This is a genomic window from Paenibacillus dokdonensis (genome assembly GCF_004916975.1).
Taxonomy (GTDB): Bacteria; Bacillota; Bacilli; order Paenibacillales; family Paenibacillaceae; genus Paenibacillus_AQ; species Paenibacillus_AQ dokdonensis.
In genome coordinates this window covers 1,574,018-1,590,551 of the sequence record NZ_STGQ01000001.1, presented here as the reverse complement: position 1 = coordinate 1,590,551, position 16,534 = coordinate 1,574,018, and the positions used below count along the sequence as shown (strand labels likewise).

12 protein-coding genes are annotated in these 16,534 nt (G+C 46.6%); 3 read left to right on the top strand and 9 right to left on the bottom strand.

Annotated features, from left to right (window positions below; all coding sequences use genetic code 11):
- Window positions 1-15: 15 nt before the first annotated feature.
- On the bottom strand, window positions 16-939 hold the full coding sequence (locus E6W40_RS07490) for a carbohydrate kinase family protein (RefSeq protein ID WP_136604911.1): 924 nt from the start codon (window positions 937-939) through the stop codon (window positions 16-18).
- A 661-nt stretch (window positions 940-1,600) separates the two neighbouring features.
- Between E6W40_RS07490 and E6W40_RS07485 the strand changes: the two genes are divergently transcribed.
- On the top strand, window positions 1,601-2,623 hold the full coding sequence (locus tag E6W40_RS07485) for a LacI family DNA-binding transcriptional regulator (protein ID WP_136604910.1): 1,023 nt from the start codon (window positions 1,601-1,603) through the stop codon (window positions 2,621-2,623).
- A 66-nt stretch (window positions 2,624-2,689) separates the two neighbouring features.
- Here the strand turns inward: E6W40_RS07485 and E6W40_RS07480 are convergent, their stop codons facing one another.
- Genes E6W40_RS07480 through E6W40_RS07470 form a run of 3 tightly spaced genes read right to left on the bottom strand, consistent with a single transcriptional unit; the run spans window position 2,690 to window position 4,772 of the window.
- The gene (locus tag E6W40_RS07480) at window positions 2,690-3,274 is read right to left on the bottom strand and encodes a histidine phosphatase family protein (RefSeq protein WP_136604909.1); all 585 of its coding nucleotides are present in this window, start codon (window positions 3,272-3,274) and stop codon (window positions 2,690-2,692) included.
- A gap of 21 nt (window positions 3,275-3,295) precedes the next feature.
- The gene (gene fosB, locus E6W40_RS07475; RefSeq protein ID WP_136604908.1) at window positions 3,296-3,715 is read right to left on the bottom strand and encodes a metallothiol transferase FosB; all 420 of its coding nucleotides are present in this window, start codon (window positions 3,713-3,715) and stop codon (window positions 3,296-3,298) included.
- A 25-nt stretch (window positions 3,716-3,740) separates the two neighbouring features.
- The gene (locus tag E6W40_RS07470) at window positions 3,741-4,772 is read right to left on the bottom strand and encodes a LacI family DNA-binding transcriptional regulator (protein ID WP_136604907.1); all 1,032 of its coding nucleotides are present in this window, start codon (window positions 4,770-4,772) and stop codon (window positions 3,741-3,743) included.
- A gap of 299 nt (window positions 4,773-5,071) precedes the next feature.
- Between E6W40_RS07470 and E6W40_RS07465 the strand changes: the two genes are divergently transcribed.
- On the top strand, window positions 5,072-6,121 hold the full coding sequence (locus tag E6W40_RS07465; protein WP_136604906.1) for a 2,3-butanediol dehydrogenase: 1,050 nt from the start codon (window positions 5,072-5,074) through the stop codon (window positions 6,119-6,121).
- Between the two features lie 258 nt (window positions 6,122-6,379).
- Window positions 6,380-7,138, top strand: a complete 759-nt coding sequence (locus E6W40_RS07460) for an MBL fold metallo-hydrolase (protein ID WP_246072912.1) — start codon at window positions 6,380-6,382, stop codon at window positions 7,136-7,138.
- Between the two features lie 34 nt (window positions 7,139-7,172).
- Here E6W40_RS07460 and murI read toward each other — a convergent pair whose 3' ends face one another.
- From murI to E6W40_RS07435, 5 genes are all read right to left on the bottom strand, one after another.
- Window positions 7,173-7,967, bottom strand: coding sequence for a glutamate racemase (murI, locus tag E6W40_RS07455; protein ID WP_136606882.1), 795 nt, complete (start codon window positions 7,965-7,967; stop codon window positions 7,173-7,175).
- 165 nt (window positions 7,968-8,132) lie between these two features.
- Window positions 8,133-8,603, bottom strand: a complete 471-nt coding sequence (locus E6W40_RS07450) for a GNAT family N-acetyltransferase (RefSeq protein ID WP_136606881.1) — start codon at window positions 8,601-8,603, stop codon at window positions 8,133-8,135.
- Between the two features lie 42 nt (window positions 8,604-8,645).
- On the bottom strand, window positions 8,646-9,146 hold the full coding sequence (locus E6W40_RS07445) for a DinB family protein (protein WP_136604905.1): 501 nt from the start codon (window positions 9,144-9,146) through the stop codon (window positions 8,646-8,648).
- Window positions 9,147-9,451: 305 nt separating this feature from the next.
- Window positions 9,452-15,577: an S-layer homology domain-containing protein gene (locus tag E6W40_RS07440; RefSeq protein WP_136604904.1), complete on the bottom strand. Its 6,126-nt coding sequence runs from the start codon at window positions 15,575-15,577 to the stop codon at window positions 9,452-9,454.
- A 216-nt stretch (window positions 15,578-15,793) separates the two neighbouring features.
- Entirely contained in the window at window positions 15,794-16,423 is a 630-nt protein-coding gene (locus E6W40_RS07435; protein WP_136604903.1) for a pyridoxamine 5'-phosphate oxidase family protein, read from the bottom strand.
- Window positions 16,424-16,534: the final 111 nt, after the last annotated feature.

Here is a 16,534-nt window from a genome sequence, read left to right as displayed (position 1 = left end):
TTTTCCTCAATCTTCTTAAACAGACTTCAAGAATGCTTCCACTTTTTCTATTGAAGGCAGAGAACCTGTTCCGCCTACCCCCTGTGTGGAAATAGCTCCGCTCGCATTGGCGAACTTCACCATATCCAGTCCGCGCAGACCGCTGCGGAAAGCATAGATTAGCCCCGCGTTAAAGGCATCTCCTGCTCCTGTCGTATCTATCGGAGTAACCTTGTACGACGGGACCATCTCAGGTTCTTCACCCGACCTAATGAGCATGGCACCCTTGCTTCCGCATTTTACCGCTACCGTATTAACGCCCTCCGGAAGTTTTCCTCCTGCTTCCTCCACGTTGTTTACCTGATAAATATGCATGATTTCCTCTTCACTCGGAATGAATAGATCGGTATGCGGCAGCAGCCGGTCAATCCCATCCCGGTGCCACATCTGGTGAACATCCCAGCCTGTATCGAATGAAGTCGTAACTCCTTGATTGCGAAGCCGGGCAAATAACGCTTCCCAATGGGGACGCATGCCATCCTGCAGGAAATAGGAGCCAAAATGGACATGTTCTGCCTCCCTCAGAATCTCCTCAGGCAGGTCCTCCGGTTTAAGCAGAGGAATGCTGCCTGGATAAGTCATCAGCCCCCGGTCGCTTGGTGTTGAAAAGGACAAGGTAACCCCGGTTTTGAGCTGAGGATTCTGAATCACATGATTGGTATTCACCTGCATTCGCTCCAGCTCTTTCACGCAGAACCGACCAAAATCATCTTCCCCGACAACACTGATAAAATGTACTTCCGCACCCAGTCCGGCCAGCGCACAAGCGGTAATTGCCGACGATGATCCAAGAACGATATCAAAGGAATCAATCAGCTTTTCCCGGTTCCATTCCGGCATCAGATCTGTTCCCGACAAAATCACATCCACATTCAGCTCGCCGATAACCACTATTTTCACAGCTCTATCCCCTTCCACAGTGTTTTCATAACTTCATGTTTGGTATGTAGGTTTTCTCTGGCCAGTTATTGGCATAGAATCCGGTAGCCCCACTGTATCCGGCACTGCAATGCTTGTCGATCAAATCCTGTATCTTGCGGTAGGGGAATCTCATTGCAGACGTTTACAAATTTTTGCGCGAGTTTGCATTCTATTTCTTTTTTTTGCATCTATATCAACAAGAGTAATCGTTCCTCGCGCGCAGACCTTCAACAGTGATGATATCGATGACAACCTCATGGGAAAAGGCACTTCCAGCTCCAAAAATTCAAATCTCAGTTATGTGTTTCTCCCCCCTTTTTATATTTAATTCAAATATCATTAAATCTCTACAGGCAAATTGTATTCTTCGTTTTTTGCAATGTCAACCTTGTTTTTGGATACTATTTGCCGCAAATTATTTAATCTATTATGTGATAATTGCAGTACACTTTTCATTTGACCTCCAAACCGATATGCCTTAACATTAATAAATGTATATCTACATCATTAGCATACTTAATCATAAGGAAGACTTCACATCCTAGAACGCAAAAAAAGTTCTTTCACATGAAGTAAAAATACCGGAATGGTAAAAGATTTAATTTGCGGCAAATATTTTTTTCATAAAGGCGGTCAGACCATGGCTACACTGAAGGACATCGCGGATATTGTCGGCGTATCGGTATCTACCGTTTCACGCGTGCTTTCCAATGAAACCAACCGCTCCGTGAATTCAGAAACCAAAAAGAAAATATGGGATACGGCTCATGAAATCGGATATCATATCAAAAGTTCAGCAGCCGGAGCATCACAAACGAAACTTGTAGGATGTATAGTTTCCACTCTACAAAATCGCCGTTACCACCCCTATTTCTCGGTAATTCTGGACGGAATCGATCAAGAGCTTGCCAAAAATGGCTATAAGCTTGCTTTTTCATATACACAGGATGAGCTTATTAAACCGGAAGTGCTGAAATCAGCGCTTCACGACAGCAAAATCGAAGGCATCATCCTGATCGAAGGCATAGATGAGACAATTAATCGCCAAATCCGCAAATACGGCTGTGCCGTTGTTGGAATTGACGTGCCGGACAGCAGTATCCCTACCATTTCTTATGATCGTGTACATGCGGCCCGCACTGCCGTGTCGCATTTGACACAGCAAGGACATCGGGAAATCCTCTTTATCGGGGGAACCGGATTATCCGGCAAAATGGAACGCGAGAAACGTTTTCGAGGTTACAAGCAAGCGCTGGAAGAGGCCGGGATTTCCTATAACCCGGGACGGATCTTGGATGCTAAGTGGGAACCCGATCAGGCCTATCGAATGATGCTGTCTTTCCTGGAAGAACATCATGCGGATCTTCCAACAGCTGTATTTGCAGCAAGTGATATCATGGCCATGGCAGCGATGCGGGCGATTTCAGAAAAAGGATACCGTATCCCGCAGGATTTCGCAGTCATCGGCTTCGATGATAATGAACCTTCCCGGTATACCGTTCCTCCACTGTCGACCATTCATATTCCGACCTTTGAAATCGGAGCTATCGCTGTTAAAGCACTGCTGCAGACAATCCGTGATCCATACCCGCTTCCGGTGAATATTTCCGTTCCTTTCGAGCCGAAATTCCGTCCATCCAGTGATTGGAAAGTGAATAGCTAGGCATAGTCAAAAGGGCATTCCTTCAGGTCCAGCGACCAAGGAAATGCCCTTTTTTTTAATGCAATGTTACAAATTTACCGCATCCAAATGGCGGCGGCAGTTGTACAAATCGCAGACCCACTCTTCATTCATCTGACGAACCAGGGTAACAGAGGTGTTATGCAAATGCTCCCGTTCCTGCATATTCGGAATCAGCGCCGGCAGAAGCGTCGAGATCAAGGCCCCGTGGCTCACCACCAACACCCGCTGCTCCGGATAATGAAGGCAAATCTCCCGGACAACCTTCTCTCCGCGCAAGATCATGGATTCATCCGTTTCAACTCCCAGCTCCATTTCGCTCCAATCCTCACCCCACATGCGGATTCTTTCATCTTCCGTCGTGCCTTCCATTTTCCCACAAGCCATTTCCCGCAAACGCTCATCCACATGAAGAGGAATATTCAGCGCATTTGCTATCGTTTCCGCTGTCTCTTTCGCACGCAATAAGTCACTCGCATAAACAGCGTCCCACTTTTCATTTTTGAAACGCTCCGCCAAAGCCCGGGCTTGGGCACGCCCTGTATCGTTCAATGGCACATCCGTTTGTCCTTGAGCTCTTCTCGCCACGTTCCAATCGGTAATACCATGTCTTACCCAGCCAATCGTTGTCATAAGTATCCTCCTGTACGATGTTTATGTATAAAAACTCATATGATCTTTATCTGCTTTGTAATAGTCTATACGATCCTGCAGACTTCCGGTGTGAAGCTCAAATGTATGGCCGTCCGGATCCAGGAAATAAACCGAGCGTTTATCTCTGTCATCCCGTTCCCGGCCAGGCAAGATGCGAACGTTCAATTCCTTAAGCCTCAGGTACCACGGATCAAATTCTTCTTCTGTAACCGTAAAAGCGATATGGGTGTAGTTCCGAGGCAGATGGCCGCGTTCTACGTCTTCCTCATTTAACGCAATCCATAAGCCATCCAGGTCAAAGTAAGCCAGCTTCCTCCCTTTCACAAGCAGCCTCGCACCAAATACATTCTCGTAAAAGGACACCGATCTATCCAGGTTTGAAACCGAGAAACAAAAATGATTGATTCCCTGTAATTTCATTGCGGTTGCTCCTTTCATGGCTTCGTCAATCCAAATATGTTGTACTCCGTTTCATCGTCACAGTGGACTCCCGCACGATCAGCCTTGGTTCAAACTGTACCTTCTCGTATACGCCATTTACATTTTCACGTATTCGCTTCAAAAGCAGTTCCGTGGCCAGCCTGGACACTTCCACCCCCATAATAGACACCGAGCTGATCTGAGGTGACGTAATGGTCGTCCAAATATTGTTGTCAATACCAACCACTGCAACATCCTCCGGAACCCTCACCCCCAGCTCCTTAAAACGGTTGATCAAACCGATTGCCACCATATCGTTACCGGCATATACCGCATCCGGCATGTTTTTCAGACTTTTGAAGTAGTCCGCAGCCTTGGCCCCCGTGTTTAAGGAAAAATCCTCTCCAAAATAAACCAGGGAAACATCCACATGGCTCAACGAGTTAACATAAGCATTGTATCGTTCCTCAATAATATCCCGCGGGGCTCCCGCGTAAGCGATCCGGTTACGGCCTATGCCGATCAAATGCTCCATCGCCAGCCGCCCTTCTTGTTGGGACAAGCAGACCACATCCGCCTTGATATCAGGCGTGAGCTTCTTGCCATAATTAATGACAGAGATGGGTACAGGGGATTTATTGACCAGCTCCACGAACGATTTCGGGTAAGCCAGCGGCAGAATAATCAATCCATCGACATGCAGCTTTTTGACATCACGAATGGTCTCCAGCTCGATTTGACCAATGCCTGAAGTATTGATGTTTACAACACGATACCCGTGCTGCTTGGCAGCCTGTTCTACGGACCATGCAATTTCAGGTACAAATGCATTCCGGATATCCGGAACAGCAAGAGCGATCTGGTTCGTATTCCGAACTTTCAGGCTTTGTGCTGCAATGTTTGGAATGAATCCAAGCTCTTCAATGGCTTGAAGCACCTTGGCTTTTGTTTTCTCACTGATGCCGCCTGAATTGTTAATGGCTCTGGATACCGTCGCGATACCGACTCCAGCCTTTTTTGCCACATCTTCTATGGTTACTTTTGAGTTGTTTGACAAGCCGCCCAAATCCCTTTCCTTTATGGAATCGTTTCCCGTTTATTGTGAATTGTACAATCTATATTTATATTATACCATTAATGATTTTTTCGATAAATCAGATCTGGTTCACGTAACGATGGTAAGCGGTGTCAATCCTTTACATCTGCACTTTATATCTTACATTTTAGTTTAAATTTGAATTTGACAATCCCGTGAAGATGTGACATATTAGTTTTCGGAAACGTTTCCCTATTATGAGCTAGAAAAGCTCATCTGATCATAATCAGCATTCAATTTACGAACTGGAGATGACTTGTATGAAAGCACTTAGATGGCATGGACAAAAAGATTTACGTCTGGATAACATCAAAGAGCCCGCTGCTTCAAAAGGCAAAGTAAAAATCAGAGTGGAATGGTGCGGCATTTGCGGCAGCGACCTGCACGAATATACTTCTGGCCCGATCTTCATTCCACAGGCAGCTCCTCATCCATTGACGGGCGAAAAAGCACCAATCGTTATGGGACATGAATTCTCCGGACAGGTTGTTGAAATCGGAGAAGGCGTAACCAAAGTAAGCGTGGGCGACCGCGTTGTCGTTGAACCGATCTATGCATGCGGTGAATGTGAAGCCTGCCAGCAGGGCAAATATAATCTTTGCAATAAAATGGGATTCCTTGGCCTTGCCGGTGGCGGTGGTGGATTTTCAAGCTTCGTAGCTGCAGATGAGGTGATGGTGCATAAGATCCCTGATTCCGTTTCTTACGAACAAGGTGCTCTTGTGGAACCGTCCGCAGTGGCTCTTCATGCCGTTCGTTCCAGCAAATTAAAAGTAGGCGACAAAGCAGCTGTTTTCGGAACAGGTCCGATTGGCCTGCTCGTGATCGAGGCCCTGAAGGCTTCCGGAGCATCCGAAATTTATGCGGTAGAATTGTCCCCTGAACGTAAGCAAAAAGCAGCCGAGCTCGGCGCCATTGTGATCGATCCGAAGGAATTTGACGCTGTGAAGGAAATTCATAAGCTTACAAACGGCGGTGTAGATGTAGCTTATGAAGTGACGGGTGTCCCTCCAGTCCTAACACAAGCTCTGGCGTCTACCAAAATGGGCGGAGAACTCATGATCGTCAGCATCTTTGAAAAAGAAGCACCGATTCATCCGAACAATGTTGTCATGATGGAGCGTACGATTAAAGGCATTATCGGATATCGTGATGTATTCCCTGCTGTGATCAGCCTGATGGATAAAGGCTATTTCCCTGCCGAGAAGCTCGTGACTAAACGGATCCAGTTGGATGATGTTCTTTCTGAAGGCTTTGACACGCTTCTGAAAGAAAAAAATCAGGTTAAGATCCTCGTTAAACCGGAATAATTCAGATTATCCTATCATTTTCTATCTATCCAGTTTCATCTTCCTATGGCAAAGCCGGATTCTCTTCACAGAGAAATCCGGCTTTTTTTTATGAATATTAGATACTAATTCGGATGCATACACTCCATCAATATTATACTTGACAAATTAATTTTTATGTGTTATAATATAATATTTTACCTTTGACTTATACTTTTCACGGCGCTATGATAGTACCTGCTCAATGAAATCAATGATATAAATAATGGAGGGTGCTACATGAACCAAGCAAATCGGGCAAGTCAAATTCACATGCTGGATATTTCCTCAATCATCATGGGTAAAGTTGATACCATCCACCCCACAATCATTCATGATGATGAACATGCCATTCTGATTGATACCGGTTATCCCGGCCAAATCTCCAAATTCACTGAGGTTTTGGAACGACATGGACTTGGGATTCAAGATTTGACAAAGGTCATTTTGACGCATCAGGATATCGACCATATTGGCAGCCTGCCAGCGATGCTGGAACAGAGCGCCCATCAAATTGAGGTACTGGCCAGTGCGGAGGAGAAGCCTTTTATTGAGGGGGACGAGATGATTCTTAAGATTACTCCCGAAGCGCTCGCCGCGGCGGAAGCCATGATCCCCGCTAATGTTCCCGAGCAATGGAAACAGGCTTTTCTCTCGACATTAAAAAATCCGCCAAAATCACCCGTAAACCGAGTGATTCATGACGGAGAGGTCCTCCCTGTGTGCGGGGGCATTGAAGTAATTGCTACGCCAGGGCATACTCCCGGGCATATCAGTCTCTATCACATTCCCAGTAAAACACTCATCGCGGCCGATGCGCTTCGCGTCATTGATGGCCGTCTTTGCGGACCTGACCCTGAACAAACGCTGAATATGACTCAGGCCATGGAATCCCTCGAAAAATTAGCGTCTTATGACGCTCAAACCGTCATCTGCTATCACGGCGGGTTATTCCAGGATAATGTTTCTCAAACGATACGGGAGCTTGCACGCATCTAGAACATCTCAGGCAGCCCATCTTATCCCTTAACTTTTATTTCATGACATTCATAACATCCGCACAGCTGTGAAACCGTTCGAAGGCCTGCTGCATTTTCAGTAAGTAAGCCGGATCCTGGCTGGAGCATGCGAAACGGATATCCCCGTTGCCCTGATTTCCGAGGAGCTCCTTCTCAACAAGCACATGACGGAGTCTGCGGATGGTTCCGCGGCTGCCATCAATAATTTCGATATGTTCTGGCAGAATCCGGCTTAGCAGCGGCTTATAGAATGGGAAATGGGTGCAGCCCAGAACCAACGTTCTATAATCATTCAAATGATAAGGCGCTAATTTCTCGTTAAAATAAGTTGTCATTACTTCGGGATCAAACTGCATAGCCTCGCAGTATGTCACCAGTTCAGGCAGGGGAAGTGAATCCACAATACTGTGGTCGTCCACCCGGGATACCAGCTGCGTATATTTTGACTGATGGAGAGTCAATGGAGTTGCCGCCACCAAAACTCTTTTCCCTGTTTCACGGTTCATCTCAACGGCCGGCTTGACTGCCGGTTCCATTCCGATAATCGGAAAGCTGTATTCCTGCCGTAGCTCTTCCGCCGCAGCACTGGTTGCGGTATTACATGCTATCACCAGCGCTTTGATATCCTCTTTTAAAATTTGATCCAGCGACTCACGCACAAAGTCCTGCACCTGCTCCTTAGTTTTCGTGCCGTAAGGTACATGAAGTGTGTCGGCAAAAAATAAAAAGTCCTCTTTGGGCAGCTGCTTCACGGCTTCAGAAAGTACGGTTAATCCGCCTAACCCTGAATCAAAAAGCGCAATTCGCATGTTGTTCACCTGATTTTTCATAGATTCATTACAAAAAAAATGTATATTCCCTTATATGATGAAAACCAAATTTTTGCCAAAAGTCAAGAAACATGGCCATGGAAAAATAATACACCATCCTCCGGTTCCTTGAATCCATTCATAATATGCAGGAAATGAGGCCGTTTATCCTTCCCGTTGGATCATGCAGGCAAATTCAGTTTCCTGTCCGTGTACCTGCGAAGTAAACACGCAAGTTTGCTTAAAGCCTGCATTCTCATATGTTCGAATCGCACGTTGGTTAAAGGTGGCTACGACCAGGCGGATTCCTTTTTCAGGTAAGCTGCGCTTGACGTAAGCTATCCCCTCCTCAACAAAAAGGATTCCATGTCCCTGTCCGGTAAGCTCCGGCTTCATCCCCAGGCCGAAATCCACCAAGGAATCATCTTCATATATCCCTGCATCATAACCGCCCGGGACGCGTGCCGAAATGCCAGTACAATAAAATCCGATCAGACTGCCTTCAGCATCTCTTGCAGAAACATAATCTCCATTCATTAAATCGGCAATATCTTCTTCGCTTCCATCCATGCTGTATAAATCATACGGCTCCGGGTACCTCCAAGTCGCGATCACAACTGCATCTTCACGTTTCATGCTGCTCACTCGTTCCATTACTTCTGCACAACCTCTTCCTTTTTATAATATTGTAAGGTCTGCCTTCTCCTGAAGTAATGTCTGCCCCAATCCTCGGTCTATAAAATTAGCCGATACCCGCTTGATATCAAGCTCCTTCGCCCATACCGACAACTGGCCGATATGATGGATCTCATGGGCGATCACATGGCGGAGCACTTCCCCGTACACCAAAGGCTCATTTCTCCAGGAAACGCGAACAACGGTGCTCTCCTTGCTTACATCTGCATTCGAAAGAATGTCCAGTATTTGTTTACGGCAACCGTCTGATAAATCCTTTACTGCCTCCAGAGTTGGATAATCTTCATAGAGAGGTTCCCAGTCCTCCAGCCCTTCGATGGCTCTGATCCAGCTGAGCTCCACGTCCGCAATATGGAAAAACGTCTTCAGAATCGATCCGACACCTCCTGTTCTTTCTTTTATCAATTCTTCGGTTGGGAGCTGACTGTATACTTCAAACCATTCATCTCGGACCTGCCAGTTATATTCAAACCATGATTTCATGAGATTTCTCCTTCTTTATATAAAGTGAACTAAGGTTTAACCTTGCTTCTCCTTGATTCCATCCGGAATACAGGCGAGGTGCTTTCCCTCTCTTTAGTTCAATTTATGTAACTCATACTACTTAAAAATATATTCCGGATTCCTTCAATCTGACTGTGCTAATTTCTGATCCTTTGTATGCCACTGCAGCTGTCCTATGTAACAGTTATATGATTCTGGGAATCTTTCACAAAAGATAGTATAACACGGATTAAAGATGCGGGAATGAAGAAAGGCCGGGTGAGAACACCCAGCCTTTTACTTATTTAGCTGTTGATCAAGCTATATATCATTTTGGCAATTTCCGCTCGGGTTACTTTCCCTTTCGGATCAAATCGGTGATTGCCCTTACCATTCATGAGACCGAGCTGGTTCGCACGCTCTACCGCTTCTTTTGCCCAGGAAGCGACTTGGTTCATGTCCGCAAAGCCCACGCTCAGAGAGCCTGTCCGCTCTTTACCATTCAGAACATCGTTTACTTTCATCATAATGACAGCTGCTTCCTCGCGGCTGATTGTGTCTTGTGGCCGGAACTTGCCATCACTACCTTGGATAATACCAAGCTTCGTTGCCTGTGCAACCGCAGCGGCATAATAAGCTTCCGCAGGCACATCCTTAAATTCCTGACTGACCGGGGTCAATTCTACGCCGGCCGCGCGCATTGCCAAGGTTACGAAGTCAGCACGTGTTACATTTTTGCCGGGTCCAAAATATTCTTCAGTCAAGCCCTGGATTACATGTTTGGCTGCAAGCTTAGTAATGTATTCCTCCGCCCAGGAGCCCGGCACATCCTTGAACTGTTTGTGATACTCAAGGACTGCATAGGAGCCAGGCTGGTCTGCTGTGAAAGTCACCGTGCTGCCACCAAAGCTTCCACCCTTGTACACTGGTTCTCCTCCTTGCAGCAGATATACAACGGCATAATCTGTTTGAAGCTGCTTTTGCTGCTCAGCTGTGAGACTTCTTTCTAATGTTACCGGGCCTCCAAAAACAGTCACCGGCGTTTCAGTTTGCCCTTTGACCTGCGCCATACGCAGCGTAAATACGAGACCCCCATGCGAATATTCCTTCGAAGTGCCAATACTGCTGCTCATGATTTGTTTGATGCTGTCATTCATCGAGGTGTCAATTCGGAGGAGCAGCTGGTCCGCTTCATCCAGATGATCCGGCAATGAAGCCGGTGGCACTGTAACGGTAAGACCCGTTGTCACGATAATGAGAGACAGCTGGCTATCCTTTGCCTTTTTCAACGATGCAGCGGGAAGATACAATGCGGATTCTCCTGTTTGTTCGTTCTTCCCCGTTAAATGTATAACCACCTTCCCATTGCTCGTGCTTGTTATGGCTTTGTCGAGAGCCTTGGCATCCGCTCGATAAGCCCCCTCTGCTGACAACTGCAGTGTCATTTCTCCATTCCCGGTTTCAGGTGCAGGCTTCACAGGCACTGCCGGCGTTTCTGGAGTCACTACTCCACTACTGCCACCGCCGCTGCTTTCACCGCCTCCCGGAACCTCAGGATGTGTTTCACCGGTCTGCTTACCGGTATAGAATCCCCAAATATCTGATAATGTGCTGCCGCTGTGTTCATCTTCGGCTTTCACATACCATTGATCATAACCGTTTGGAGCCAAGCCGTTCCAAGCAGCTGTGGCTTCCGTGCCGCTCTTCACATTGGCCTGGATACCAATCTGCTGATCTGTATATACTCTTACTCCAATATAATCCGTTGCCACCCGCTTCGTGGTCGGCTCCAGACCAAGATTCAGACTGAACTCGTCTTTTCCCTTATCCGTTTCAGGATCATAGTAATTATAATTATCCAAATAAGGAGAATACGTTTTGATGTGGAGCTTGTTATTTTTCATATCGAACTGCATGAGACGGATATATCCAAGCCCACCTTCTGCTGCTCCCTGATAATCAGCCAGCATCTGATATACATTGCGGTCAGGAATCCCGTCACCGTTGTCATCCAGCTGATCAACCTTCAGCTCTGCATCATGATAATGTCCGGATAATGCAGCGATGACATTTTTATTCGGCTTGATGACCTTCTCAAAAATCTGATCGGCAATCGGAGCCCGGTTGTTCGATACCAGTAAGTATTCATGCAGACAGAGAATCGCTTTCCGCTCCGGATACTTGGCCACGATCTCGTTCATCCAGTCGATTTCCTTATCGCCGAGTCCCCACCCAATATAGACGATTACAAAATCATTTCCGTTCGATGAAACCAGGTCATAATGACCGCGGTTATTATCATACGATCCACCGAACACCTGGTTATTTTTAAAGCGCTCCTCGCCAAAATACTCCTTGAACTTGCTATAATCATTATTCTGGTGATCGACATCATGATTGCCTGCCAGCACGCCGTACGGAATATTGGCATTCTCCAGAACCTTCATATCCTTGTCAGCTTCGAGCCATTGATATTCCTGATAGGATTTATCGACGACATCTCCGGTATGAATAACATACTTGATGTTCATCTTTTCCTTCTGATCCACGATCCAGTTTACAATTTTTTGGTAGATCTGTGGATAGCTCTGGGAATAGTACTGCGTATCAGACATCCAGATAAACGAAAAATCATAGGGGTCCTGCGATTCCGGTGTCGGCTTGCTGCCGCTATCCGCCGCCTGAACTGCAATTTCATCCTGAACCATCACATCAATGACTTCACCGTTCATATAATCGCCGGCTTTGACTACAGCTTTCAGTTCAAAATCATCCGCACCCGCGATGACATGATCCAACTGTTCCCACTGCTTTTTCGTCTGGCTCCAGGCGTACAGGCTTACTTTCCGGCCATCCAGAGATTTTCCCTTCCAGTTCACTTCTACCCGGTCGGTGCTCTTCACGGAAGGATCTAGCTTTACTTCAAAGCGCTGGTATGGAAACTGTTCAATAGAATCATTGACGAGATACTTTCCGTCTTCAACGCTGATTTTCTCGTAATCCTCTTTAGTGAGCGCCTTTTCTCCGGAAGGTGTCATCTCCTTCGGAGGCTCCGTCACCGATGTGTTGGTATACCCGGTAAAGCCCTCCGCACGGTTTCCATCATATTTGTACCCTTTGTAAAAGGTAACCTTCATCGGATCCTGATTTGGGTCCTGTACCTTCACCGTCAAATTCGCGTTGGTGCCCACTTCGGTCTGTCCCTGCTTCGGACTGATCAACTGTGGAGGAAGCGGGTTTTCGTCCGGCACATTAAAATTCACTGTCTTTTCGGAAATGTTTCCGGCTCTATCCGCTGCCTGGATATACAGCTTGTGGGCTCCTCCCATCATTTGGCCGGATGATGTCTCGTAGGGCAGCTGAATCGGCTTGTCATCCAAGTTCACCGTGATTTTATCCAGACCCGCATATTCATCCTTGATATCCGCATCAATATCAAATTCTCCGCGGTACTCTTTACCTTCCTCTACGGTTGGCTTTATTACGGGCGGCGTGTTGTCAACGATGACATTGGAGCTGATCTGCCCTGTACCGTCAGAGACGCTTACTTGATGCGGCCCATCCTGCACCAAAGCGGTGTCCCAAACATAAGATTTAGCTTTCAAATGCTCCTGCTTCAGGTCAAAGTGGAAGCCTATAGATTCGCTTTTGCCAGCGGAATCGCCCATCTTGATCTGCTTTTCTTTCTCAGCATAGGCAGGGTCCCAAATTTCCGTACCATCCGCGAGCAGCAATCTTACATTTTTAATTTCAAAATCATCCTTATTCTCTTCCGGACGTTTATCGAAAGGCGATGTTTTCGAACCTGCCCGGACGTAAATAATGTTATCTCCTTGGGTCAATCGTTCAGAACGGATTGGAAAGGAGAGTGTCGTATATGTCGTGATCGGATCCATAAACGTATACAAAATCGACTTGTCCTCCAGCTCCGGAGGTCCCATCGTTACAGCATTTTTAAAATAATAGTCCACATTGACGGCGTCAAAGACGAAATAAGCGTCATTCTCAAGACCGGCAAAGGTATTGGCATCTGGCAGATTTTTCCCGTCAAGACTTAAGCTCACTCCAGCTGTTCCCGCTGCTTCAGAGATCCCTTTAATCGTATACTTACCTTTTAGAATCTCCTGGTCTTTCACATTCAGACGCAGTGGAGCATCGTTGAACCCTCCGGTAACGGTCACTTTAACGGACTGCGATTGTGTTTCGTTCACACCATCAGAAACCACGAAATAATATTCAATATATTTGCGTCCGATTAAATCGGCAGAAGAAAGGTTGTAATGGTACATCATGTCATTGAAATCTTCCTTCAACGGATGCCCGGTGAATTCAGTCTGTTTGTCTGAACGGACATAGACTTCCACGGAGGTAATCTCATGATCATCCTTTGAATCTGCTTTTAGCTCGAGTCCTTTCGACTGCTCCACTTCCGTTATACCTGTCCGATCCTGAATGGTAGGAGGGATACTGTCGACAATAACTTGAACCGGATCGGCAGGTACCTGAGAAGAAGTAACAGAGCCCGGTGATGGTGCTTCGATACCTGAACCGGCTTTGATCATCACCGTGCTTCCATTTCGCGGATAGCTGTAGCCAATAGCCTTGTCCTCTTTGGTTTCATCACCTTTGGTGCCGCCTTCGTAGAGTAGATCTGCATCATAATAAGCTGAAGAGATTTCTTTGCCTGTATTCGTTTTGATGACGACAGCGCGGCTGCCGGAGTTGGCCATCCCATCGCTTTGAATGGTCTGGAGCGTTTCATCCGGAACCAGATTTGTTTTATAAAAGCTGTTAAAATCGCCGGCCGTATAGGCTGTATTGGCGGTGTTCTTCACCCAGAAGACAACGGACTGTTTCGAAGGAATAACAAAATCCTTTTTGGCGGAAGGCCATTCAACATCCGCTCCTGTGCCTTTGTCCGGATAACGGTAATATATCTTATAATTTTTGAATGATACCGGCTGATCCGAATTGTTGTATACCTCGATAAACTCATAAGCATCCGATGAAGTCGTTGGTACATTCGTCGTATTCGGAACCAGTTCGGTTATGAGCAGTACAGGTGCTTTGGATGAATCAAAAGTTTCCATGTTCACCTGGGAAGTAAACGGCTTGTCCAGCTGCCCCGCCTGAATCCGGTATTGAAGCGTCGGTTCAATCAGTGCGGCTGCCGGAATTGTGGCGGTGTAATCACCTGTATTTCCGGAATCGGTCATCGTTGTGACGGTGTATCTGGATTGGGATGGTGTCTTATATAGCAGCTTCACAGGCATTTTCGAGCCATCCGCATTTGTACCCGGATTAACCACCTGCGCCTTAATCTCAAGATCCTTTACATCTATGGAAGCAGCAGCTGTATGATTGATTACGGTTTGGTTTCCTGCTTCAACAACCAATGGAACAGCCTGGTCAGGTTCGATGGTTCCAGGTGTTGCCGGCTGCTTTCCAGAGGAATCCATAACACTCATTAGGCTACTGCCAGCTGCAGGATGCTTGAAAAAGATTCCCATATTGGTTTTAACATGAGCAGGCTCATAAGAGGCTGTTATGACAGACTCGGTGTTTTTGCCCATAATTGTCAGGGTTCTGGCACTGCCGTTAGCCATACCTGCTCCGCCCTGAATACGAAATAGGTTCACATCTTTAATCAGATTGCTTCCGAAATTCTGGTTGAATTGCTCCTCTGTTTCCTGATTGTTTTTTCCGTTCATTATCCAGAATACCACTGGCTGCCGGGCAGGAATGATGATATCCGCTCCCGCTTCGGGTGTCCACGTATCCTTATTATTATAAAAGAAGGAGTAGTCCTTGAAATTCAGATCCTGATCGGTGTTATTGTACACCTCTACGAATTCAAATGCGTCCGTATTGGTTTCAGGCAGGTCAGACGTATCTGGTACCATCTCGGTAATCAGCAGTGCAGGCGCAGGTGATTCGGCGGATAAAGATTGCGGCACTTCCTCCCGGATCGCAGTGGAGTAGGATACAGACTCGATAACTTTTGATTCTGAATCCAGAATCTCGATCGTGTAGTTCAGTTCACGACCGATCAACAACTCACCCGGGATCACTCCTGTATATGTATCCGGTTGCTGTACTTCAGGTTTCAGTGTGACAGGAGGTTGTTCATTCCCATCCACCGAATAGCGGATTTGCCCGGTCCATGCTTGTCCATCACTGTACACGCCTGCTGTTACCGAATAATTCTGATGCTCCGGGATCCACTCTACGGGCGTATGCTGCAGCCGAATGCCGCTTAGCTCATTGCCCGTCGTTGTCTCTTGCTCTTGCTCTTGCTCCATAGTAGTGGTTGCCGGAGCCGACTCCGCGTGAACCTGTGAGATGAGAAGAGAGGGTGTTCCGACCGTAAGCATCATGCTGCTCAGCATGATGATCGACACACTCCGTTTGATTCTGTTTGTCCTGTTCAATGCAATTTACATCTCCTTTTACAAATACATTGGATTTTTGACATTTCATACCCATTGTATATAGGATGTGTTTGCTGAATATTAGCGTAGGGTAAACGGATAGTTAACATCATTAATAACATTAAATAACGGATAAGCGAATGATCACTTGAGATTTTCTGACAAGAAAAGACGGTTACCTTGTTAGATAACCGCCCGGAATGATATTCTGTTTTATCAATAAAGCCGCTTTTCATAACTCTCTGTCAATGACGCCCGTACCTCTCGGGTGGAAAGACGGAGTCTGCCGGCATGTTCCGCGATGATGGAGGCGGGATCCGGAAGCGATTCTCTGGAAGGCCAGCTATCCGGCTGCCACAACTTGGATCTTTTCAATGCCTTGGCACAGTGAATGTAACATTCCTCAACTTCAATCCCAATACCCGCAGCAGGTACTTTACCTTGGGCAGACATTTGCTCCATCAGATCCTTATCACGGATCACATATCCTCTCCCATTGATTCGCAGCGTCTCTTCCAGACCCGGTATAACGAATATTAGACCAATATGCGGATTGGTGAGAAGATTCCGGAGCGAATCATATCTACGGTTGCCCGGACGTTCCGGAAGTATGAGATGTTGATCGTCCAATATGTACGCAAAACCCGGGGCATCGCCACGTGGAGAACAATCGCATCTACCGCCTGCATCGCTTGTTGAAATAAAGACCAAAGGTGACAGTGCTATAAACCGCCGGCAGTTGTGATCCAAAGCAGCGATTACTTTATTGTTGGCGAGCTCCCCCGGCCTGCCAGCGAGCTGTTCCAATTCCTCTTCAGACTGTATGATATCCTTAAATTTACTCATTTGGTATTCCACCTCCATCAACATTATAGTACGTACCTATTAAGAAAATCATAATTTCCAAAAAAACAGCCGGAGCTCTGAGGAAAGAGCTTCGGCTGTTTTGGGCTCCCG

Bases quoted from the DNA above. Each gene is read 5' to 3' on its own strand.
- E6W40_RS07485 (WP_136604910.1), top strand. From the start codon at position 1,601: ATGGCTACACTGAAGGACATCGCGGATATTGTCGGCGTATCGGTATCT.
- fosB (WP_136604908.1), bottom strand. From the start codon at position 3,715: ATGAAATTACAGGGAATCAATCATTTTTGTTTCTCGGTTTCAAACCTG.
- E6W40_RS07460 (WP_246072912.1), top strand. From the start codon at position 6,380: ATGAACCAAGCAAATCGGGCAAGTCAAATTCACATGCTGGATATTTCC.
- E6W40_RS07435 (WP_136604903.1), bottom strand. From the start codon at position 16,423: ATGAGTAAATTTAAGGATATCATACAGTCTGAAGAGGAATTGGAACAG.
- E6W40_RS07450 (WP_136606881.1), bottom strand. From the start codon at position 8,603: ATGAAACGTGAAGATGCAGTTGTGATCGCGACTTGGAGGTACCCGGAG.
- murI (WP_136606882.1), bottom strand. From the start codon at position 7,967: ATGCGAATTGCGCTTTTTGATTCAGGGTTAGGCGGATTAACCGTACTT.
- E6W40_RS07465 (WP_136604906.1), top strand. From the start codon at position 5,072: ATGAAAGCACTTAGATGGCATGGACAAAAAGATTTACGTCTGGATAAC.
- E6W40_RS07445 (WP_136604905.1), bottom strand. From the start codon at position 9,146: ATGAAATCATGGTTTGAATATAACTGGCAGGTCCGAGATGAATGGTTT.
- E6W40_RS07480 (WP_136604909.1), bottom strand. From the start codon at position 3,274: ATGACAACGATTGGCTGGGTAAGACATGGTATTACCGATTGGAACGTG.